18 protein-coding genes and 1 tRNA gene are annotated in these 22,505 nt (G+C 42.9%); 11 read left to right on the top strand and 8 right to left on the bottom strand.

Features of this window, described 5'->3' with window-relative positions:
- The first annotated feature begins 299 nt into the window (after positions 1 to 299).
- The gene (locus tag JMY02_RS00950) at positions 300 to 1,022 is read left to right on the top strand and encodes a hypothetical protein (protein WP_201594268.1); all 723 of its coding nucleotides are present in this window, start codon (positions 300 to 302) and stop codon (positions 1,020 to 1,022) included.
- 111 nt (positions 1,023 to 1,133) lie between these two features.
- Here JMY02_RS00950 and JMY02_RS00945 read toward each other — a convergent pair whose 3' ends face one another.
- Positions 1,134 to 1,907 carry a sulfite exporter TauE/SafE family protein gene (locus tag JMY02_RS00945; RefSeq protein ID WP_227678351.1) on the bottom strand — a complete coding sequence of 258 codons (774 nt, stop codon included), beginning with the start codon at positions 1,905 to 1,907 and terminating at the stop codon, positions 1,134 to 1,136.
- A 430-nt stretch (positions 1,908 to 2,337) separates the two neighbouring features.
- Between JMY02_RS00945 and rluF the strand changes: the two genes are divergently transcribed.
- Together rluF and JMY02_RS00935 are read left to right on the top strand one after the other, a co-directional pair.
- Entirely contained in the window at positions 2,338 to 3,324 is a 987-nt protein-coding gene (gene rluF, locus JMY02_RS00940; protein WP_201594266.1) for a 23S rRNA pseudouridine(2604) synthase RluF, read from the top strand.
- 81 nt (positions 3,325 to 3,405) lie between these two features.
- The gene (locus JMY02_RS00935) at positions 3,406 to 3,843 is read left to right on the top strand and encodes an SRPBCC family protein (protein WP_201594264.1); all 438 of its coding nucleotides are present in this window, start codon (positions 3,406 to 3,408) and stop codon (positions 3,841 to 3,843) included.
- A 295-nt stretch (positions 3,844 to 4,138) separates the two neighbouring features.
- Here the strand turns inward: JMY02_RS00935 and JMY02_RS00930 are convergent, their stop codons facing one another.
- Positions 4,139 to 4,462 carry a DUF1244 domain-containing protein gene (locus tag JMY02_RS00930; RefSeq protein ID WP_201594262.1) on the bottom strand — a complete coding sequence of 108 codons (324 nt, stop codon included), beginning with the start codon at positions 4,460 to 4,462 and terminating at the stop codon, positions 4,139 to 4,141.
- Between the two features lie 257 nt (positions 4,463 to 4,719).
- Positions 4,720 to 4,794 (bottom strand) — tRNA-Gly (locus tag JMY02_RS00925).
- 261 nt (positions 4,795 to 5,055) lie between these two features.
- Between JMY02_RS00925 and JMY02_RS00920 the strand changes: the two genes are divergently transcribed.
- From JMY02_RS00920 to JMY02_RS00910, 3 genes are all read left to right on the top strand, one after another.
- Positions 5,056 to 6,726 carry an alpha-keto acid decarboxylase family protein gene (locus JMY02_RS00920; RefSeq protein ID WP_201594260.1) on the top strand — a complete coding sequence of 557 codons (1,671 nt, stop codon included), beginning with the start codon at positions 5,056 to 5,058 and terminating at the stop codon, positions 6,724 to 6,726.
- 189 nt (positions 6,727 to 6,915) lie between these two features.
- Positions 6,916 to 7,251: a GlpM family protein gene (locus tag JMY02_RS00915; protein ID WP_201594258.1), complete on the top strand. Its 336-nt coding sequence runs from the start codon at positions 6,916 to 6,918 to the stop codon at positions 7,249 to 7,251.
- 310 nt (positions 7,252 to 7,561) lie between these two features.
- Positions 7,562 to 9,352, top strand: coding sequence for a potassium/proton antiporter (locus JMY02_RS00910; RefSeq protein ID WP_201594256.1), 1,791 nt, complete (start codon positions 7,562 to 7,564; stop codon positions 9,350 to 9,352).
- Positions 9,353 to 9,457: 105 nt separating this feature from the next.
- Here the strand turns inward: JMY02_RS00910 and JMY02_RS00905 are convergent, their stop codons facing one another.
- On the bottom strand, positions 9,458 to 9,991 hold the full coding sequence (locus tag JMY02_RS00905) for a DUF2058 domain-containing protein (protein WP_201594254.1): 534 nt from the start codon (positions 9,989 to 9,991) through the stop codon (positions 9,458 to 9,460).
- A 294-nt stretch (positions 9,992 to 10,285) separates the two neighbouring features.
- Between JMY02_RS00905 and JMY02_RS00900 the strand changes: the two genes are divergently transcribed.
- Both JMY02_RS00900 and JMY02_RS00895 read left to right on the top strand, forming a co-directional pair.
- Positions 10,286 to 11,149: a universal stress protein gene (locus tag JMY02_RS00900; RefSeq protein ID WP_201594252.1), complete on the top strand. Its 864-nt coding sequence runs from the start codon at positions 10,286 to 10,288 to the stop codon at positions 11,147 to 11,149.
- Positions 11,150 to 11,264: 115 nt separating this feature from the next.
- Positions 11,265 to 11,936 carry a cupin domain-containing protein gene (locus JMY02_RS00895; RefSeq protein WP_201594250.1) on the top strand — a complete coding sequence of 224 codons (672 nt, stop codon included), beginning with the start codon at positions 11,265 to 11,267 and terminating at the stop codon, positions 11,934 to 11,936.
- Between the two features lie 228 nt (positions 11,937 to 12,164).
- Here JMY02_RS00895 and JMY02_RS00890 read toward each other — a convergent pair whose 3' ends face one another.
- Positions 12,165 to 12,908, bottom strand: a complete 744-nt coding sequence (locus tag JMY02_RS00890; RefSeq protein WP_201594248.1) for a siderophore-interacting protein — start codon at positions 12,906 to 12,908, stop codon at positions 12,165 to 12,167.
- Positions 12,909 to 13,370: 462 nt separating this feature from the next.
- On the opposite strand from JMY02_RS00890, the gene JMY02_RS00885 reads away from it, so the two are divergent.
- The gene (locus JMY02_RS00885; protein ID WP_201594246.1) at positions 13,371 to 14,867 is read left to right on the top strand and encodes a PepSY-associated TM helix domain-containing protein; all 1,497 of its coding nucleotides are present in this window, start codon (positions 13,371 to 13,373) and stop codon (positions 14,865 to 14,867) included.
- 105 nt (positions 14,868 to 14,972) lie between these two features.
- Here JMY02_RS00885 and JMY02_RS00880 read toward each other — a convergent pair whose 3' ends face one another.
- From JMY02_RS00880 to JMY02_RS00870, 3 genes are all read right to left on the bottom strand, one after another.
- Positions 14,973 to 16,685, bottom strand: a complete 1,713-nt coding sequence (locus JMY02_RS00880; protein WP_201594244.1) for a multidrug ABC transporter permease/ATP-binding protein — start codon at positions 16,683 to 16,685, stop codon at positions 14,973 to 14,975.
- Positions 16,686 to 16,843: 158 nt separating this feature from the next.
- Complete coding sequence (locus tag JMY02_RS00875; protein ID WP_201594242.1) at positions 16,844 to 19,132, bottom strand: TonB-dependent receptor; 2,289 nt, start codon at positions 19,130 to 19,132, stop codon at positions 16,844 to 16,846.
- Positions 19,133 to 19,435: 303 nt separating this feature from the next.
- Complete coding sequence (locus tag JMY02_RS00870; RefSeq protein WP_201594240.1) at positions 19,436 to 20,602, bottom strand: siderophore-interacting protein; 1,167 nt, start codon at positions 20,600 to 20,602, stop codon at positions 19,436 to 19,438.
- A gap of 405 nt (positions 20,603 to 21,007) precedes the next feature.
- Here JMY02_RS00870 and JMY02_RS00865 point away from each other — a divergent pair, with 405 nt between their 5' ends.
- Positions 21,008 to 21,706 carry a VIT1/CCC1 transporter family protein gene (locus JMY02_RS00865; RefSeq protein WP_201594238.1) on the top strand — a complete coding sequence of 233 codons (699 nt, stop codon included), beginning with the start codon at positions 21,008 to 21,010 and terminating at the stop codon, positions 21,704 to 21,706.
- Between the two features lie 87 nt (positions 21,707 to 21,793).
- The gene (locus tag JMY02_RS00860; protein WP_201594236.1) at positions 21,794 to 22,441 is read left to right on the top strand and encodes a glutathione S-transferase; all 648 of its coding nucleotides are present in this window, start codon (positions 21,794 to 21,796) and stop codon (positions 22,439 to 22,441) included.
- Positions 22,442 to 22,505: the final 64 nt, after the last annotated feature.

The raw sequence follows: 22,505 nt of genomic DNA, 5'->3' as shown, positions 1-22,505 counted from the left end.
ACGAACATCTTTTAACGCGATTCTGTTATGGAATGTTCAGTTACAAAATCAAGGGCTTGCCTTATTTTTGATTGAGTCAAACAATACAAGAAGTGGCGTGAATTTGGTAAAAAATTATTGTTTTTTAAGGTAAATTTACAAGCGTAGATACTTGTAATGGCTAGTCACTGGATAAGACTGATTGAACTGGTATTTTTATAACGGTATATCCAAAAGCGTCTGAATAAGAGACAATACGCCCATAGATAGTAGACAATAGATATTCAACAAAGCTAACCCAAATAAAAAGGCCGTTTCAAATGACCGTTAATAACCCGTATAATTTTTTACCGCTGCAGCCTACAGGTAGAAACGAGACTGATAGTGCCAATACCTATGCGCCTGAAGACATGATTAAAATATACGAGCAGCAGTTTCTTATTCCAGTACCTGAAGAAAAGCTGACAGAGTTTTTGCCCGCGCTAAAAGCGTTTTACGACATTGATAATCATACCTTGGATGTCAGTGCCATTATTTTCGATGCGATAGCGGACTCTAGTATCATTTACAATCATAAAATCAAAGTAGGCGACTATCAAATACTAGGCGGATTGATAGAAGAAGCGATTGAATATGATGAAGACAATAAAGAAGAGGCAGGCGTTCAAGAAGATAAAGATGTCGAAAATGAAGAGCTTCAAGCCTATACGTTAGAATGTCAGCGTACTTTTTTCATTAACGATGTAGAGATACCGTATCATTTTAATTTATTCATTTATGGCGATGGTTATTCTACGTTGACCAAAAAAGAAACCGTGCTAGAAAAAATGTATTGGTTCGTCAGAGGAAGATTCGAAGAAAATCTATTGGATGATGCTGAGAGTAATGACAGTTTAGACTCTATTAATGAGCAGCTAGCGAGCTTAGGTATTCGAGAAATGGATCTGACGACCATCGATGAGATAGTAAGCTATGTAGAAAATAACATCATAGATGATGCCATGGTAGAGGCGCTTAACAAACTATTAGATGATGCGGAATAGTAGGGTGGTTCAGTCTGTAGGGTTGCTCTAGATAAAATAGTCTAGGACAGCCTTTTGGCTGTTGAGAGTTTGGCCCACGGCAAAAAATAAAACAGTGTTAATAAAAACGGATTAGAAAATTACATTGATATTTCTTATTATCATGATTAAACCACTGATGACCATGAGTATGAGTAGCATAATTCTAAACTGACTAATGCTCATTCCCGCCAAAAAGCGTTTGCCAATGATATTGCCAATAACCGCACCCAATCCTAACACAAGACCATAGACCCAAAGCTTGGCAGTGAGTAAGCCAAAAAAAGCGTAGCTAGCGATTTGTATAATACCCACAAAAAAAGAATTGGCCGTTTTGGTGGCGATAAGGTTTTCTTTTTCTAGTCCAGAATTCATATAAAAGGGGTTCAGTATAGGACCGAGACCACCCACCAATGTGCTCATAAAGGCAATGACAAAGCCTAACGGTATAAAGCCTACTTTGGGCATATCAAAGGTTTTACTGACTTTGCCGAACTTATATTGGAAGATGGTAGACACTAAAAATACGCCAATCAATAACTGAATCCAGCCTGCTTCCAAGCGACTAAATATCAATGCTGCCAGCCATGCCCCGACGAGAGCACTTGGCACGTAATATTTGGTCAATGACCAATCAATATCATGCCAGAATAGATACATCCGCGAGCCGTTACTAACAAAAGTGGCCAAATTGATCACAGGAGCTGCAGCTGTTGCCCCGAGCATCCAAGAAGTGACAGGTATCAGTAATATGGCACCGCCACCACCCGATATTATAGAGATAATAAAAGCAAGCATGCCAGCCACAAACAAGCCTACTAAGTGCCAAGTTGGGATGGTTTGTAATAAATCTAAAACAATGGACACTATAAAATCCTATTCCCATATAGTCGATACTAAATGAAATGAAATGAACACGCTACCTTATGATACGGTACTGAGGCAAGCTTTTTTGTTTACTGTGTTGTTGCTGACAGAGAACAAGAAAATATTATTCTAGCAGTACTGTATTTATTTTACAGTGGATTGACTATAGGAAGTTGGTAGAAACTTATAGAGTATCAGATTGAAAGCATGATGCTGATGTTAAATCTAATGTTTACAAAGGTTGTAAGAAACTCTTTCAACGCCATCTAAAATTATACGACCCTGCATATATTTCTAGGTTTTTGACCATCTCTCCTCAAAGAGTCCCTCAATTTCCTATATAATGTGAGCTGTTTCGTTATTGATAATCCATTCAATTTAGGCTTTTTTCTTAGCAAAAAATGCTTCTTATCAGGTAAAACGGTGCTTTATGTTCAACGCTTCCTCGACTCGTCTCAATAAATACATCAGCGAAAGTGGGATTTGTTCCAGGCGCGATGCTGACCGCTTTGTTGAACAAGGTAATGTATACATCAATGGCAAGCGTGCATCGGTTGGTGATCAAGTGGCTGTTGGAGATGTAGTAAAAGTCAACGGACAGCTGATTGAGCCACGCGAGCCTGATGATTTTATTTTTATTGCCTTGAATAAGCCAGTGGGCATTGTCAGCACCACGGAAAGCTCCGAGAAAAATAACATTGTCGATTTTGTGAGACATTCGGTACGTATTTTCCCGATTGGTCGTTTGGATAAAGACTCTCAAGGTCTAATCTTTTTGACCAACAATGGCGATTTGGTGAATAAAGTATTGCGTGCTGGTAATAATCACGAGAAAGAGTATTTGGTGACGGTGAATAAGCCGATAACAGATAGTTTTATTGAGGGTTTAGCGGGCGGTGTGCCTATGCTTGGCAAGATGACGAAAAAATGTCCTGTTACTAAAGTGGCGCCCAACGTATTTAACATCACGCTCGTGCAGGGTTTGAACCGTCAAATTCGACGTATGTGTGAGCACTTTGGCTACGAAGTCGTAAAGCTTGAGCGTACGCGGATTATGAATGTGAGTCTCAAAGGTACTCCCGTTGGAGACTGGCGAGACCTAACCCCAACAGAGTTGTCTGTCTTGCTTAAATCTGTAGAAGACTCTTCTTCGCAAGACAATCATTCGGGCAAGAAATCTGGCAATGCAGCACGCAAAAAACCTCGTACTGATGCCTCGTCAAAAGAGAGGTCGTCTTCAAAATCAGCGAGTTCAGCAAAGGGGCGTAATAAATACGCCAAGGATGATGCTAAAAAACCAGCAGGTTCGAAAGGTAGAAATAGACGTCCTTTTGGTGATGGCAAAAAGTCTGGGGGCAATGGCAAACCTGCTACAAATGGCAAGCGTCCTGCAAAAGGTCGAGGCTCTTCACGGTAATAAGTTTTTAAAGTGTGACTGCTTTATTTATTTCTGAAATGGCAGTAAGCTAAATAACTTTAACCTTAGTGAGATAATGTTATGTTTAAAATAAAAGTAGAACGCATTGTCAAAAAACCAATTGATGAGGTATTTGAGGCACTAAGTGATCATGCCAGTTATGGGTTATTCAAATCTGTAGGTGTGGCTAAGTTGGTGACTGAAGGTGATGAAGAGCGCAATGGAGTAGGCGCTTTACGAACGGTACAAACCGGAGCCTTTAAAGTCTGGGAGCGAATTACTGCGTTTGAGCGTCCTACGCATATGCAATATCAAATCGAAAAAGCTAACCCTATAAAAATGGAGCACTATAAGGGCATTATTGATTTAAAAGATTTAGGGGATGGAAGCACACATGTGACTTGGATATCTGAAGGCCGATTGGTTGTGCCATTGGTCGGGCGTTTGTTTGATCGTAAAATGCAGAAACAAGGTACGATAGTCTTTAATAGCATGCTCAAGTCTTTAGAAAGCCGCTAAATGAGCGGCAATGTTTAAGGCATGTCTTCAATTCAATCGATGGTAATCTAAATGGGCTAAAAATGGCTAAAAATGGCTAAATTTTGCCAAACTGCGTCAAATAGCTGGTTAATATCTCGATATTATTTACGCTATTTTCCTTGTTTGACTACAACTTATCTCATTATTGTTCTTATATTGGCACCATTTTTAAAATGAAGACACGCCCTAGTTTTATCTTGGGGTTTTTGTAATATCTTTTATAGTTTGCTCTGAGTGTTGCTTATGGAGTTTGGGCAACTCTTATTATTCTTAATCAGTCTTGTCCTTTATCAGGCTCGTTTTTGGCAGCTTCAATCTCGCTAAAACGCGCTAATTGCTCTGGTGTGGCTTTTTGTTGATACTTCTCTTTCCACTCAGCATAAGGCATACCATAAACAAGCTCGCGCGCATCTTCGTACTCGATTTCAATACCACGTTCCTCACCAGCAGCTTTATACCATTTGGATAAACAGTTACGACAAAAATCAGCAAGGTTCATTAGGTCAATATTTTGTACATCTTTACGCTCGTCTAAATGAGCCAATAAGCGACGAAATGCCGCGGCTTCTAATTCGATGTTTGATTCTAATTTTGCCATAAGATTTTTCCTAATCATTAATGTGTGTTTGTTACTATATTTGGCACTTTAAGAGTGCTGATAACCTGTATTAATCTATATTAAAAAAATCGTACAAGCAAACTTGGTAAACTTATCATAGTAGGGGTTCACTAATTTAAGACCTCTTCATCATAATATTAAACCACTTTTCATCTCCAAACCCCAAAAATTCGACAAAAAAAACCTCACTTCTTATATTAAGAAGTGAGGTTTTTAGTGCTTTTTCAATCCATATTTGGAGCGGGAAAAGAGATTCGAACTCTCGACCCCAACCTTGGCAAGGTTATGCTCTACCACTGAGCTATTCCCGCTGAATCATCATTTAAGTAACATCAGATGATGAAGGCGTATTATACGCAGTTTTTTTGGTGTGTCAACACTCATGATGAAAAAAAATAAAGTTAATAAAATAGGCATGTCTTCTAGCCATGAATTTATGTTATAACGGTTTATTATGATATGTATTCCAAAATATTTGTATTACATGAATAAGCAGGGATGCACTTTATAATTTAACCTTAATCACATTCACAATTTTCAATACTTACAAAGATAAGTTACAAGGATAAAAAATGAGTCAACAATATACCATCGCCGATTACTTGTTTGATCGTGTCGCAGAAGCAGGTGCCTCTGAGATATTTGGCGTGCCTGGCGATTTTAATTTGTCTTTTTTAGATAATATTATTGCCTCTGACAAATTACGCTGGGTGGGTAACACCAATGAGTTAAATGCAGGATACGCAGCAGACGGTTATGCGCGCGAGCGCGGGTTCGCAGCGATGGTGACGACTTTTGGGGTAGGTGAGCTATCAGCAATCAATGCGACGGCAGGCTCTTTTGCTGAGTATGCGCCAGTATTGCATATCGTAGGCGCACCCAGTACCGCATTACAAGATGCCAAACGTCGAATCCATCATTCATTGGGTGATGGCGTATTCAATCATTTTATCAAAATGGTCGAGCCAGTGACTGTTGCCCGTGCACAAATCACACCGGAAAATGCCGCATCAGAAATTGATAGAGTCATTCGCTTGATTCTCAAAAAACACCGCCCTGGTTACTTGATGTTATCACCTGATGTGGCACGCCAGCCCATTTATCCGCCGTCTACCAAACTGATTGATAGTGAAGAAAATATCACCAGCCAAGCCGCTTTGGCTGATTTCAAACAGGCGCTGATCGAATTTTTGCCAAACAAAACCACGACCTTGATGGCAGACTTAATGGTGCATCGTTTGGGGCTACAAAATCAGCTCAAATTACTCATTGCTGATACTGAAATTCCTTATACAACGCTGTCATGGGGCAAAACGTTACTCGATGAAAACAGTGAGCGCTGGGCAGGAACTTATGCTGGTGTGGCGTCACGTCCAATCGTCAAAGACGCGGTAGAAAATTGCGAATGCTTGATAAAAATCGGCGTGCAATATACCGATACCACCACCGCAGGTTTTAGCCAAGATATCGATGACGATGTCGTGGTTGATTTGCATTACGAGCGTGCGTCTATCAGTGGGCAGAACTTTGCACCCATTTCCCTAAAAGATGCCTTGCAGACCTTACATGAAGTGCTGACCTCAGGTATCAAAATCTTACCTAAACAATTCTGTAAAGAAGTGAAGCCGCACGAGCAAAATGGCAAAGATGATGAAGCGATCAGACAGGATGACCTTTGGCATATTATTGCGGATCGTCTAGATCATAATAATCTGGTGTTTGCTGAGCAAGGGACGGCCTATTTTGGTATCAGTGATGTTCGTCTGCCAGAAGGCGTGACCTGCTATGGACAGCCGATGTGGGGTTCAATCGGCTATACTTTGCCTGCCAGTTTGGGTGCGGCCATTGCGTCGCCGCACAAGCGGAGTGTGCTCCTGATTGGCGATGGCTCAGCTTTATTGACCATTCAAGAATTGGCGGTGATGTTCCAAGAGCGCATCAACCCTGTGATTGTCCTTGTTAATAATGATGGATACACCGTTGAGCGCGCGATTCATGGTGAAAACCAACGCTACAATGATATCCCCAAATGTGATTGGCAGTCGATGCCAAAAGCATTTGGTGGCAACGATGACAATACGTTGCTACTCAAGGTTGAAACTGCTGGCGAGTTAAAAGCTGCCTTGCTAAAAGCCGCTGCGACAAAAGATAAAATGGTGCTCATAGAAGTGATAGCAGACAAACAAGATATTCCGCCATTACTGGCCGATATCGCTGCTGCACTAAAGCCAAAAGCGGATTAAGAATATAATAGGTTTGCATCACCGCAAGAAAAACCCCATCCAGTTTCATGACTGCATGGGGTTTTTTTGAACAATTTTGAAAAGGGGCGTAACTAAACAGATATGCCTCTTATGTCAGTTTGCATACTCTAGTATTATGGTGAGTTGGACGAAGTTTAGCCGCTAGCACTTAAAAGGAGATAATCCACCATGATTTGGCTAAAAATGCTTATTGGTGCTTTGATGGTATTGGCCATTCAATTATTGGCGCAAACTCGATTTTTTTATCTGGCAGCGCTTGCACCACTTTTCCCCACTTTTGCTTTAATCAGTCATTTCATTGTCGGTACTGAGCGTAGCCATGCTGACTTAAAAGTTGCCTTGATATTTAGCATATTGGGTGTCATACCACATCTTGTTTATACACTTGTGGTCTTTGTTGGTATCAGCTATGTCAGTTTATACAAAGCATTGATGCTAGGGGTAATTGCTTGGATCATAGCCGCCGCTATTTTGGTAATGACATGGCAATATATTCAGGCTTAACTTGGCTGTGTAAATCTAATGATAGAATAAATAAGTCTTTCTAAAATACTGTTTTTTAAAGCAGATTATTTACAGTTAATTTCTGCAAATTTGGTGGCAAGTGTTATTCTTAAGGTCGGTTTTAAAATAATAATAAGACTTTTGATAGTAGGCGAGAAACTAACCAATAAACAATACTGTCACTTTGGCGCAATTTGCTTGTATTTTCGTATTTTGACGGTCATATCTCGACTAACATGCCCTAATATAAAACAAAAATGCTTGCAATCATTTTACTCATTATAATTGATAAAAATAGGGCTTAAAAAAGATGGATACCTTAAATATCCTGTATCTGGTAGGGGCATTGTTGATTTTTGCCAGTATCATGGCAAGTACATTATCAGCGCGACTGGGCGTACCATTATTACTATTGTTTTTGATGGTGGGGATGTTGGCAGGCGAACAGGGTATCTTGGGTATTGAGTTTTCCCAATATGCGCTTGCCAATTTTGTCGGTCAAGCAGCCTTAGCTTGTATCTTGTTAGACGGTGGTTTGCGTACGTCTTTTAAGTCGTTTCGAGTCGGTTTGAAACCAGCAATAACTCTAGCAACTTGGGGTGTATTGGTCACGGTAATGGTGCTTGGCGTGTTCGTTACTTGGTTGCTCGATGTCGATTGGCGTTTTGGTTTGTTGATGGCGGCCATTGTAGGTTCGACTGACGCAGCTGCGGTATTTTCGCTATTGCGCAATGGTGGCGTCAAGCTCAATGACCGCGTCCAAGCCACACTCGAATTAGAATCGGGTGGCAACGATCCATTGGCTATTTTATTGGTTACGGGACTGATTGCGTTAAATGTTGATCCCGCAGGTCAGACAGCGCTTGGTTTTTTAATTTTGCTGTTGCAGCAGCTGGGTGTTGGTCTAGGGATGGGCGTGCTTTTCGGCTATCTGCTGGCGCGATTATTGCCCAAATTGCATTTGGCAGAGGGTATGTATGCTATTTTGATACTGTCTGCTGGCTTGGCGGTTTTTGCGGCCACCAACTTGCTGGGCGGCAGTGGCTTTTTGGCCGTTTATCTCACGGGTGTGCTGATTGGCAATCATAAGGTGCGCTCTACTGAGCATGTTATGCGCGTGATGGATAGCTTTGCGTGGTTATCACAAGCGGTGCTCTTTGTGGTACTTGGACTATTGGTCACGCCATCGAACGTCATCAATGTTTGGCATTATTCTGTAGCGATTGCTGCCTTTATGATTTTGGTCGCCCGTCCTATCGCCGTCTATACCAGTGTCAAGCCATTTAAGTTTAAAGATAGAGAGATTGGGTTTATTTCTTGGGTTGGCTTACGCGGGGCCGTGCCGATTACCCTTGCCATGTTGCCAGTAATGGCAGGGATAGATAACGCCTTTATGCTGTTCGATATCGCTTTTGGTGTGGTGGTCTTGTCGTTAATTTTGCAAGGAACGACCATTCCGTTTATGGCCAATCTATTTAAAGTACGCATTCCTAATAACAAAGACCCAAAAGAAGAAAACGAAGTTTGGGTGTCGGACAAGGCGAGTATTACCTTGTATGAGTTTGAAGTTCAATCAGGCGCGTTTGCTATTGGCCGCCATCCAATGGACATCTCTCGGCGCATCAGCCCTGACGAAATCAGTGTTTTTGCGTTGGTACGTGCTCAACAGATCGTGGTGGTTGATGAAGATACCAAGCTAAAATATGGCGATAGCGTCTGGTACGCCATGCGCGGCAACCATGCTAGTAAAATCGCCAAGATCTTTAATGACACGACGCTCGACCGTAAAGTTATCGATGACTTTTATGGTGATTGGCTGCTGTCACCGAGTGTGAAGCTTGGTGATTTGCCGTTTTTTACTGGAATTATGGAATCCGACTCGCTTGTAGACGATTTGAAATCGAAAGGCGAGGACGGCTCAAAAAGTATGTGGGAACAAACGGTCGCTGAGTATGTGGTGGGTAGCTTAGATACGGCTCCAGTCTCAGGCGATACGGTTGAGATCAATGATGAGTGGTCATTGATTATTAAAGAGGTAGATGAGCAAGGCAAGTTAAGAACCATTGGCCTAAAACATCAAGACGTACCAGTAGCGGTATGATGTAAATATAGTCGATCCTAAATGAAAGAAGTACAAAAAAACCCTTTATAGACATACAATTCTATAAAGGGTTTCTGATTTAACGATCATTATAAAGGTAAGTTATTACCACATTAAATCATCTGGAATCACATAAGCAGCGTAAGGATCGTCTTCTGCTAACGCCTCTTCTGAGGTATCGTTAGACACGACCATAAATCCTTCCATTTTTGTATCGATACGATCTGCCAACGGGCGAGGGAGCAGCGCATAGCCTGCTTCCAATCGCGCAATCACCACATGACCGACGACGATTTGGTCATAGAGCTTTTGAGTGATAGCGATTTTTTTAACCTTAGAATCATCTACAAACTGATAGGTGACCTCACCACTGGTGTCCGTGATCTGATGCTGCTTAATCATTTGCACAATATTGGCTTTGAGCATCTTCTCTTCTAAAACACGTTGTTTTTCTTGATTGAGCTTTTGATCTTTTTCTAGCTTTTTTGCTTGCGCTTCTGCCAATGCTTTTTTGGCTTCCATGCTTTCTGAATCGCCAGTGCGCTTGGCATGCTGAGCTTGCTTGCTGATTTTATTGGCTTTTTTGCTATCCACCAATCCTGCCTTTAATAACTGAGCCTGTAGGGCATTCTTTGCCATAATTCTCTCACCTAAATAACGATACTTTTATTGTGAATGCTAAATCGTAAATGCTAAAAAAGACATTGTAGCAAACTATGCTGAGTGATTGTGATAGCGATACTAACGGTAAAGCAGAATAATGCGTTGTCACTGGAAGAAGCGACTTAAATTGGTTATTATCGAGTCAATAGATACGTTTTTTTTGTCGTATTTAGGACATGCTTCGGGCTAAGAGATAGCTTGGTCAGACATCGGTAGCGACTTTAAAGTATTTCAACTACAGGATTCACCAACTAAATTTAAGGATGAATTATGACACCATCACAGCACATTTTGGCCTGTATTGACGGCTCAGCAGTGACTGAATCGGTTTGTGATTATGCAGCATGGTATGCTAGCAAACTGAATTTACCAGTTGGATTGTTGCATGTTAGTGACGTTCCTGCTTCGATCAGACGTGATTTATCGGGTGCAATAGGCATCAATAGCCGTGAGTTTTTGTTAGAAGAATTGACCCAGCTGGACGAACAAAGAGCAAAGGTTGTAAACAGTTATAGCAACGCCTTAGTACAAGATGCAAAAAGTTATATTCGAGAAAACTTTGAGCAGGTTGAAATCCATATTTATCAACGTCACGGTAAATTGCTACCAGCCATTAATCACTTTAAAGCAGAAAACCGTGCCATCGTTATGGGACGGCGCGGTGAGGATCATAAAGACAGTCGTATTAATATTGGTAGTCAAATCGAAACGGTGGCGCGTGCCTCAGAGGTTCCGGTGTTAATTTGCTCAGAGACCTTTAAAGAGCCGCGCTCATATATGATAGCTTTTGATGGCAGCAAAACGGCTATTAAGGCGGCATGGATGGTAGCGAGAAGCCCTGTATTAAAAGGCATGCAAGGCCATATCGTCATGATAGGTAACCATAATGATACCGCCAAACAAAGCTTAAGTGCAGCCGCTGCACAATTAGAGGCCGCTGGTTTTATGGTAGACGCGCATCACTTATCGGCTGCCGATGCCGTTGATGGGTTGCTAGAATTTCAAGTAGATAATCGCATTGATATGATGGTGGTGGGTGCTTATGGTCACTCTAAGTTGCAGCAATTGTTTTTGGGCAGTACCACGACGGAAATCATCGCCAGCACGTTATCACCTGTGATTTTGGTGCGCTGACGCCTTGGTTTATAAACTTTCAAAATGTGGAATACAGTCAAACCATAGCGTTATAAGATGAATACCTAAACCGACTGCCGAATCAAACGATCATAACCAGTGTTGGACAATATTTATGCTTATTAATGCAGACTTCTCTCGCCGCGCAGCCCTCACGCCTGAGCAACATCAATGGGTCAAGTCACCGCAACAAGGAGTGGAGCGCCTGATGTTTGATCGCGTTGGCGCAGAAAAAGCGCGCGCCACCAGCCTTGTGCGCTATGCACCTCAGTCTTATTTCCCTCATCACTTGTACCCTGAAGGCGAAGAGATTTTGGTATTGTCAGGGACGTTTTCTGCAGATGATCAGCATTATCCCGTAGGCTGGTATCTGCGCAATCCGCCAACATCTGGTCATCAACCTTATAGCGATGAGGGCGCGGTCATTTTTGTTAAGCTAAGGCAGATGGTGGCCACTGAGTCTCGTCATGTGGCCATCGATACCCGAGATAACACCAACTGGCAACGCCAAAACCACCGCGATGTCTGTCCGCCGTTTGCCGATGGTACTGAACAGGTGAGCTTACAACGTCTATCGGCAGGTGAGGCACTATTTACGGATGAAACCATCACAGGTGGCGCAGAAATTCTGGTGTTAGAAGGCGAGCTGATAGACGATAAGCAGGTTTATAAGCGAGATGGGTGGATACGTCTGCCCGTAGGCGATTCTCCACCGATAAAGTCAGGATTAGAAGGCGCAACGATATATCTCAAAACGGGTCATTTAACACAACCAATCGGTGTATGAAAATGAATGTGCCATTTTATTGCAGTCATATATGGTTTTAAATGGTTTCTAAGACTGTCAAAATCATAAATGCACGTCGCGTATAGTCCGTTCAATATAAAAAAGATACGATAAATATGGTGCTCTGCTGGTATAAACTTTCCTCGCTTGCTGTGCGCTTTGCACTCCAGAGGCATCGAAAAATTCATCCCAGCATCGCTGTATTCTTTTTAAAGTGAATCGACCCTATTAGTCGACGCTTTCTGCATCGTTGCGCTTCTCGATTTTATGCTGATCTTCGGTGTTGTCGACTTTCCAATAACTCGATATGTATAAATGCGTTTTTGGGATTGGACGATCTACTTTAAAGTATTGACGTAAGGCCCGCATACTATGGAATTCACAAGCGGCCCAAACCGCAGGTTGTCCTGTCAGCCAAGTCAGGGTTTTAGTGTGCGCAAGTAATGGGCTGCTGTCAGCATTTGGCGTGGCATTAATGACCCAATGGATTTCAACGTTTTCTGGCTTTTGGAGGGTTTGACGATCTGCCTCAGTCGTGATTTCAATAACTGCATAACCGCGTGCGTCATTAGGCAGCTGGGCAAGGTTGACGGTAATCGCTGGCAGGGCAGTCATATCGCCAATCAATAAGAACCAATCTTCATCGTTGTTGATGAGCTTTTTTGGTCCAGGGCCGCCCACTAAAATTTGATCGCCCATTTGGGCGTTGCGCGCCCATGTTGAGGCAGGGCCTTCAGCATCATGCAAAGCGAAATCAACGTCTATTTCATTATCACGTTGGACGCTGATCGTATACGTGCGCATTAGTGGTCGAGCTTCTTCGCCCTGAGGAAATATGAGTTTGATATAAGCACTTTCTTGATCGATTGGAAAGTCTAGTAAATCATCACCACCAAGCGTGACACGGCACATATTTGGCGTGATATATTTGGTCTGAATGACTTCAAGTAATCTTGGATTGGGTTTTGCCATATTGTGATTTCCTTTTTTATAGTTTTACAAATGAGTTTAAGAACTGAGTAATATTAACATTAATGATTATCTTTATCATTTAAAAAATATATTGAGAAGATTTTAAAAAGAATAAAAAATACGGAACAATGAGGTTTTTATAATGAGACAGCGCAGAGAAGTGACAAAATTAATATCATTTAAAACCATATAATTAGATCAAAAGTATTTGATATCATAAAAATCACTAGTGATTGAGAGTGGTGTTCAAATAGGTTTTCTCGTATGATGCAATCGCTATTATAGGCAGCTTGTTGGCCTAAGAGTTATTCAAGGCATGTTGCTTTTATTTTAAATAGATACCAATCCCAAGAAATACGGTTCATCGCGTTAAACTCGTTTCGCCTACCATGCGTAGTACTTATACTCGTTTTCTTTGCTACTCTGATTTTCGAGATTGGTGTGGCTATAAAGGTCAAATTTATGAACAGGCAAGCACGTCAATACACTGACAATCAACGCTATTTTACGGTATGGCGTTGGCATTTTTATGCTGGAATGTTTGTCACACCTTTTTTGATTGTTTTAGCGTGTACCGCGCTTGGCATGTTGTTTATGTCCAACACCGCAGGCCGAGATCATGATCGCTTAACCATTGTGGTTCCAGAATCGACTGTACCAGCGCCTATTTCTACCCAAGCCAAAAGTGCGCTTACTACTTTACCTGACAGTACGCTTGTCAAATATATCGCGCCTCGTGATACAGACACAGTGACTTTGTTTCAGGTCAAATCCGCAGATCAGGACACGATGGTGGCGGTGAATCCTTATACGGCTGCTGTCGTTGACAGTACACCGACTAATGATAATTTATATTACACTTTTGATAGTATTCACAGTGACTTGCTGCTCGGCAAAGTTGGGGATTATCTCCTAGAAACCGCCGCATCATTGACGATATTAATGATTCTAACAGGTTGGTATTTATGGTGGCAAAAACGCAAGTCACTCAAAGGCATGTTGATTCCCGATGACCATACCAATGGTCAGACAAAACGCTCATTATTTCGTACCATTCATGCGACTCTAGGCAGTTGGATCTCTGTGTTGCTGCTGTTTTTTTGTATTTCGGGTATGGCATGGGCGGGCGTGTGGGGCGAGAGAGTGGTGCAAGCGTGGAGTCAGTTTCCGGCGGGCAAGTGGGGCGTTGCACCTATGCCTGTGTCTATTGACCACAGCCAACATCACGCTGGTATGGATATGACTGACGCCGCGCCACACGTTCATGGAGCAACACCAGCGATTGCATCAACACATGGCGATGCACTAAATACGGGTAAGGCCAAAGAAGTGCCTTGGGTGCTTGAATTGACACCGATGCCAGTATCAGGGACGACCATGGGTGAGCAGGGTATTGCGCCAAATATCCCTATTATGATTGATACGGTAGACCGATATGCTCGTGAAATTGGTTTTATCGGTCGTTATCAATTGAATTTACCACAAGGCAGTACGGGTGTTTGGACAGTCAGTCAAGACTCCATGAGCTATGATATGAGTAGCCCAACGGCTGATCGCACGGTGCACATCGATCGCTATTCAGGCAACGTGTTAGCTGATATTCGCTTTGATGATTACAATGCTTTTGGTAAGTTCATGGCAGCAGGCGCTGCGATTCATATGGGCACACTTGGGTGGTGGAGTGTGCTAGCCAATGTCTTGTTTTGTCTGTCTGTCATTGCCATTTGTGTGAGTGGTTATGTCATGTGGTGGCAACGTCGCCCTCGTGGTATTAATGAAAGACGCGGCTTAAATCCACCAGCACGTGGTCAGCGATTGTCTATATGGTGGCCGTTTGCTCTTGTTTTATTGGCAGTCGCTGTCATTTTCCCAACCGCCATCATCGCTATTGTCGTCATCGGGTTATTGGATTTTGTGTTGATATCTCGGATTGGGTTTTTGCAAAAGCTGTTAAAATAGAAGAGTGCATTGAATCAGTATTTTGTTTTTGAATGTAAGAAGGGGCATCTGTCTAACAGATGCCCCTTTTTTGCTATCATCATTGCATTATTTTTGGCACTGTTATTACTTTAGCATCGAGATTGCATCGGCACTGGCACGCTGTCGTTCTTCAGCGTTTAACTCGATGAGCTTGCCTTCTTTCATGAGTAACAATCGATCAGCATGCTCAAAGTAGCTGTCATCATGACTAATGATGAATAAGGTTTTGCCTAGGGCTTTGAGCTCGGGAATCAGTGTTTGATAGAATACTCTACGAAAAGCAGGATCTTGGTCAGCTGCCCATTCATCCAGTAACAGTATGTCTTTATGTTCCGCTACGGAAATCAGCATGGCCAATCGTTTACGTTGTCCTTGCGATAACTTGTCGGTAGACAAACGATGGTCGGTCACACTGACTTTGTCTTGTAGGTTTAACTTGTGCAACCACGTGTTCACCAGCGTCATATCAGGATCATTACCATGATTGCCGATGAGCTGTTTAAACAAATGCTGATCGCTAAAAATGGCAGAAAACAACTGTCGATAATCGGCATTGTTCTGTGAGTCAATCAGTTGTTTGTCTATGTGTACAGAACCCGTGGTAGGCGTAAAAAGCCCCGTCATGATTTTTGCAAGGGTGGATTTGCCGCTACCATTTGCACCGATCAAAAACACCACATCGCCACGTCTTAAGGTCAGATTGACGTCTTTTAATATATGGTTGGCATGAGTTGTATTTTTTGTCCCTGAAACAGGTGTATCAGAGTGATTGTTTTCGTAACGGTAGTGAATATCGGTCAAAGAAATAGATTGCCAGTTTTTTACCGCAACATCCGTGGCAAACTCTGCTTGATAATCCGCTAGTGCTAAAGATTGGATTTTATCTAGTGCCACTTGCGCTGTTTGTAGGGTTGGGTAAGCACCTACGGCATGCAGCAGCGGTGATTGCACGAACAAAATCGTTAAGGAAAAAGTAGTGGCGACCGCAATAGGTATATCAAGATAATTGGACACCGCAAACACCACGCCAATCGCTGCAAACATCATGATGTTTGACCAATTCACTGCTGATAAATGAAACGTATCAGACTTGACCACAGTATTTTCGTACGATTTAGCATGGGTCAAAAAATCGGTTTTGTATAACTTTTCAGCGCGGTGCTGATTAAGTGCTAGTTCCTTGCGGCCTTCTATGATGGACTCATAGTCTTGATACAAAAGATCGTTAATGTCTCGCAGTTCTGTCAAATGCGCATAAACATGCTTGACTAAAATGGTACTGATCCAAATCGTCATAGCAATCCAAAACATGACAATCAAGAGCAATGGTAGCGATAGCCAACCCAGATAAAGGGCGACACCCACCGATAAGATAACACCTTGTACCAGCTCTGGCATACGCACAAAAGCCACTGTGATGGACTGGATGTCTGAGGACAGGCTGGCGAGTAACCGTGCACTACCCAAATGGTCTATCTGCGGCACGCTGGTATCGATGATTTGTTTGACCAGTTTGGTTCTCAGCTCATAGACAAACTTGTGCCCCAAACGTGTCAATGCATACTGTGATATAAAAGTCGTGACCAGTAGCATCACCACCAAGGCGGCAAAGTAGCCCAAACTTACCCATGATAAAGTGTTGAAAACAGGTTGGCTAATAAAGGTGTGGTTGATATAAGCGATGATGCCCACACTAACCGCGGCATTCACCAAATTAAGTAAGATGACTTTAAGAAAAGGCAGACGATAGTGTGCCCAAATCATATGATATAAAGAAGCTGTAGCGCGAGAGGACATAGTGACTCAGTAATAGAATGAATTTTACGTATTTTTTATGGCATAAAAGGGAGTAGGTCGCGCCTAATCCCTTTTATTAAAATCGTATAAGTATGGTTCAACCGTACGTCTTAAAAGCTGTACGTCTCAAGAGCTGTGGGTTTTAAAAACCATGCGTCTTAAAAGTCGAAAGTCGCTGACACTTTTAAGGCAGTGGGTTCACCTGAATTTAAATAACCAGCATCTGCATAACCGCCCACTGATTGCCAGTAATCTTCACCAGTGACATTAGTCACCATGCCTTTCAATGTGACATCTTGTCCTGCTAGCATAGTTTTGTAGCGAGCACCAAGGTCTAACGTGGTATAACCATCAACCTTTAAGGTGTTGGCATTATCCGCATAACGAGCGCCTGTATGTATAACGTCGCCTGTTAATGTTAGTCCTTCGACTGCTGCTAAATCATACTCTAGGTTGACGTTGCTTTGTAGTGTAGGTAAGCCAATGACTCGATTGCCGTCTAACAAGGTATTACCGGTGTCTTTTTGTTTGGCGCTTAGATAACTGACACCCGCGATTAGGCGCATGTTTTCGCTTGGGCTACCAAAGACTGATAATTCAGCGCCTTGATGACGATTTTTACCATCTGCCGCAAAGGTATTGGTGTCATCAATATAAGCACGTGCTGAATCAATACGGAATACAGCTAGGCTACTGCCAATCGTCCCATTGTCGTACTTCACGCCTACTTCCGTTTGCTCACTGACATAAGGGGCTAAGTCTTGTCCTGCATTGGTGACTGGATTACCGCCATTCTCTAGAGGTGCTCTTGATCCTGAAGTTAGGCTTTCGATATAGTTGCCATAAATAGACCAGTCCATACTTGGTTGATAGACGATTCCAACACTTGGTGTCCATTTGCTTTCATCATAATTAGCGGTTTGCGCCTGAGTATTAGGGTCATAGCTGGCTGTTTCTATATTCTGATGACGCACACCCAAGGTGGTTTTTAGTTTGTCATCAAACAAAGAAAAGGTATCCGCTAAGGCAAAGCTTTGTAGTTGCTTTTTATTAGTTAATGTCGGGTTGTCTGAGTCACCGGCAAAAGTTGCGGTATTCGACCAGCTGTTATCGCGATAGTCAGTGGGGTCATATAAATTAGTCGCAAGCTGGTTATTAAAGTCAAAAGCATAAGCGCCTTTTTCTTCTTGATCATAAAGGTCCGCTGCTATTACCCAATCATGATCCACTACACCCGTTTGCCATTGACCACGCAGACCGAGCTCGGCACTCTGTACTTTATCTTCTCGGATATTATCAAATCGATAAACAGATCCAGTGCCATTGGTATTAGATACCGTAAGATTCGCTAAAGAGTTGTCTTCGTCGCTAATTCTAGCTCCATAAGCACCATAAGCGGTGATATTATCATTTAAGTCATATTCGCCTCTAATCGTACCAAACACATCTTCTTCGTTTGAATACGTCCAAGGCTGCGCCCAGTTTTTTGATCCTTTCGGAGCATTGGGCACTCCAGCAACACCTGCAAGCGTGACACTAGGACGAGTTTCTTTCAGCTTATTATCCTGCCAACCCAAATCTGCTGATAGTCGATACTGATCGCCTCTATAGTCCAGACCAAAAGCCGCTAGACCCAAGGTTGAGGATTCGTCATCGATTGCGCTGTCGCCATCTTGATAAGCGGCATTGAAGCGCACACCAAAAGCATCCTCTGCACCGAACCGATCACTAACATCTACCGCCACTTTGCCTTGATCGCCTTGACCATAACCGAGAGTCACCTCACGCAATGGCTCATTACCAGCGCGTTTTGGTAGCAGATTAATCGTACCGCCAGCGTTACCACCGCTGGGTGCCGCACCATTTAGCATGGCAGAGGCGCCGCGCTGCACTTCCACACGCTCGAACAGTTCAGTCGCGATATACTGTCTCGGTAATATACCGTATAGACCATTGAACATGGTGTCATCGGAGGTCGTGATAAAGCCGCGCATAAAATAGGCTTCTTGAAAGTTACCATAACCTCTAGCGACACGCACAGTGGGATCTTTTTTGAGCAGATCGCCCACGCTTTGTGCTTGCTGGTTGGTGATGTATTCATTGGTGTATGAGACGGTAGAGAAGGGCGTATCCATAATATCTTGATTGCCCAAGAGCCCAACACGGCTTCCTGTTGCGACTTGCTCGCCTGCGTAGGCACTCGGTAAGCCATCTGCTGACGCATCTGCACTACTGGTCACCACAATAGTATCCAGCACAACACTAGGCTCAGCTGACTGGCTATCGGTATAGATATCTGTTTGTGCCCATGCCGCTTGGCTTGCCCCAAGTATCACTACCGAGGTGGATAAGTAGGATGAGCACAAGGATTTGAATGAGCGTTGCTGACGGGATACAGTGGAAGCATCACGGCGGAATAAAGCAGAGTATAAGCGAGACAGTTGCATGAATGTTTCCAGCATGTTTGATTTAAATGCTTATTATAATGATAATTGTTTTCATTTCAATAACATTGCCACATTAAGTGTGAACCTATCTGTCAAGAATACAGAGTGTCATGCAGATTGCAGCTTTGCTCAGGGTATAGTCTGCAAAATATAGTCGGTGAAAAATAATATCGGTACAACACGTACTGCTGGTGCAAGTTTTTTTCGCTTACTGTGCCTGCGCAGCTCGATGCTACAAAAAATTTATACCAGCAGCACTGTCGCAACTTTAAGGTTTTTCAACTACATATGAAAAACCGACGGTCATTGCGCGCGCCAATAGACTTTTAACACCATATCCTGACGCGATAAGTCTAAGGTTGTCTTTAGTTGTTTTCTTAATAATTTGACCTCTGTGGCTTCAAGCGCGCCCCATACTTTGCCGATTTTGAGTGGCAATATTGTTAATGAGGTATTTAATAGGGCGGATATTTGTTCAGCAAGGTTGGCCGTTGGCGTATTAACTATATGTAGTAAATTGTTTTGTAAAAAATGCGCATCATGGTGTAATGGGTCGCTCAGTCTTAGCTCCTGTAGATAACTTATATCCTCTGGATCGTTTGTGATGGCAATGACAAGGGGCGGTAGTGGGTTTTGCCAATTCTCTAATAAATGAGCCACGGTAGGCAAAGACGTTTCATCACAGATGAGTAAACATTGACCGTCAGTGAGGTGTTCTGTATTTTCGGGATACTCACGCATGCTCTTGATTTGCATGTCAGGACTGAGAGAACGCGCCCAGTTACCGCCTGGCGTATCACCATGAATATAGACATCTATCCACGCTTGGACAGAGGCGCTGTCTGAATCTTGCCATGCTTTTCGTAACGTGTAATAACGCTGCAATGGCTTATCATGGTTTTCTGATGGTTCGGTTGAGGCCGATAAGACGGTTGGATTCAGCTCAAACAGATAGGCATATCCTGCATGATTCAGCGGAGTATGCTCGGGTGCGGTGACGACCAGTCGGTATAGATTAGGGCTGGCATAATAACCGTCAATCACGGTAAAACGTTGCTCTTGAAGTGTGACCGTGCGCTTACCAAGCTTACGGGCGGACATTTGTAATAACGTTATATATTGTTCTTGTAGCGTGGTTGAATCACTGATACGTGCTATAAAGTGAATAAAATACTGACTGATGAGGGCGTCGGATTTTTGGACAGTGTGGTCACTGACAAGGTTTTTATCTCGATGCGCATCGCCCGCAATTTCAGTGTAATAAATGGTTGCAACATCTAGCAATAGGCCATCGGCATAGATTTCTTTTACCGATGTCACGTCATATTCACTGATTAATCTGTCAGTAAATGCATTGACGAACATAGCAAGCTCATCTTGATGCTCTTCATTCACATGACTAATAAATTGGTCTTTATCAACCATGGCTAACGGTGTTTTACTAAGGTGCTGAGCAAGCGGTTGCGCCATAAAATTTCATCCAAGCCAAAATCAAATAACCGTTAAATCACTGTTAAGCAACCTTTAAGTCACTAAGTAACTGGCATCTAAAAATGTAAAGTAGTGAAGAGTACCGATAAAAATTAAAGGTGAAAAATGAGCCAATGACTGATAAGCGTAATATAGATACATGCGGTGCTAAGCATTGAGAATGGCGTGAATTATAGATGTTATTGATAACCATTACCATCTAAATTTTATTATGTTAATCCGTATGTATGTCACTGTCTTATGGCTAAAGGCGTACTTTTGGCCTAAAAATCCATTGACTGATGGTTGATTGATATAAAGATGCTATAGCAGACTCCATTCAAAAGGAATACAGTATCATCACTAGGATACGCCACTTTTCTGTCCATAGCGTTCGAGGATTTTATGCATCACTCTATTCATGACGAAGCACATTTGAGCAATCGCAATCATTGGTTGAGAGCGGCAGTGTTGGGCGCGAACGATGGTTTGATTTCGACAGCCAGTTTATTGGTTGGGGTAGCGGCGGCCAGCACAAGCAGTCAGACATTGTTGCTGACAGGCATGGCGGCGTTAACCGCAGGTGCGTTGTCGATGGCGGCTGGCGAGTATATTTCGGTCTCATCGCAAGCAGATACCGAAAAGGCGGATCTCGATAAAGAGAGACATGAGCTGACGCATAATGCTGAGCGTGAGCTGTTAGAGCTGACCAAAATTTATGAGGCGCGAGGACTCGATCATGATTTGGCGTATCAAGTTGCCGTAGGATTAACTGAACACAATGCACTAGAGGCGCATGCTCGTGATGAGATAGGCTTGACAGATCTTAGCCAAGCAAAGCCAATTCAGGCATCAGTCGCCTCGGGTTTGTCATTTGTGGCTGGAGCGATACTACCAATTATCGGAATACTGCTATTGCCAGCACAAACATTGGTCTGGTCACTGGCCTCTTTAACTGTAATGGGTTTAATGCTGCTGGGGATTATCTCTGCTCGATTGGGCGGTGCGCCTGTTGTTGCTGCGACGACTAGGGTAGTGGTTTGGGGCGTGCTCGCCATGCTGGCAACCTCATTGATTGGTCGCTTATTTGGCGTGGCAGTTTAAATATAAACTCACTTCTAATTAAAAAATACGATAGTGCTGGGATAAATTTTTTGTGGCACTTAACCTCGATTAAATTTGGAAACAACCATGACTTCACCGCTTCATCGTCTGTACTCTTTTCGTCGCTGTCCCTATGCCATGCGTGCACGTCTCGGTCTCTTGTTTGCCGAGTTGCCAGTGGAGCTGCGGGAAATCACCCTAAAGAACAAACCAGAGCAAATGCTAGCAATCAGTCCAAAAGGCACTGTGCCCGTTTTACAGCTTTTGGATGGGTCAGTGATTGAAGAGAGTATAGAGATAATGATGTGGGCGCTTGAGCAGAGAGATTCGCAAGGACTGCTTGATGAAAGGGTTTTATCTCAGGCCAATGCTTTGATTGAGCAAAACGACAATGAGTTTAAACATTGGCTAGATCGCTACAAGTATGCCGATCGTCATTTAGAGATGACCCAGACCGAGTATCGACAGCGAGGCGAGGTGTTTTTGCAGATTTTGGAGCAGTTGCTGAATAAAAATGCTTATCTATTGGGAGACAGTGTGACCATTGCCGATATTGGTATCATGCCTTTTGTACGCCAATTTGCTCATGTGAATCGCGATGTCTTTTATGGTTTACCGTATCCAAAACTGCAACAGTGGCTAAAATATTGGCTCGCGCATCCCTTATTTATACAGGCCATGACTAAGTTTCAACCATGGCAAGAAGACGATGATGTGGTGATTTTTCCTTCTTAACGCTGTGTTGGTTCTTAGGTAAATTGACGATATTGTTGAAAAAAAACGGCATACTCACATTGTG

The organism is Psychrobacter vallis, from assembly GCF_904846715.1.
GTDB lineage: Bacteria > Pseudomonadota > Gammaproteobacteria > Pseudomonadales > Moraxellaceae > Psychrobacter > Psychrobacter vallis.
This window is presented reverse-complemented; position numbering and strand designations above follow the sequence as displayed.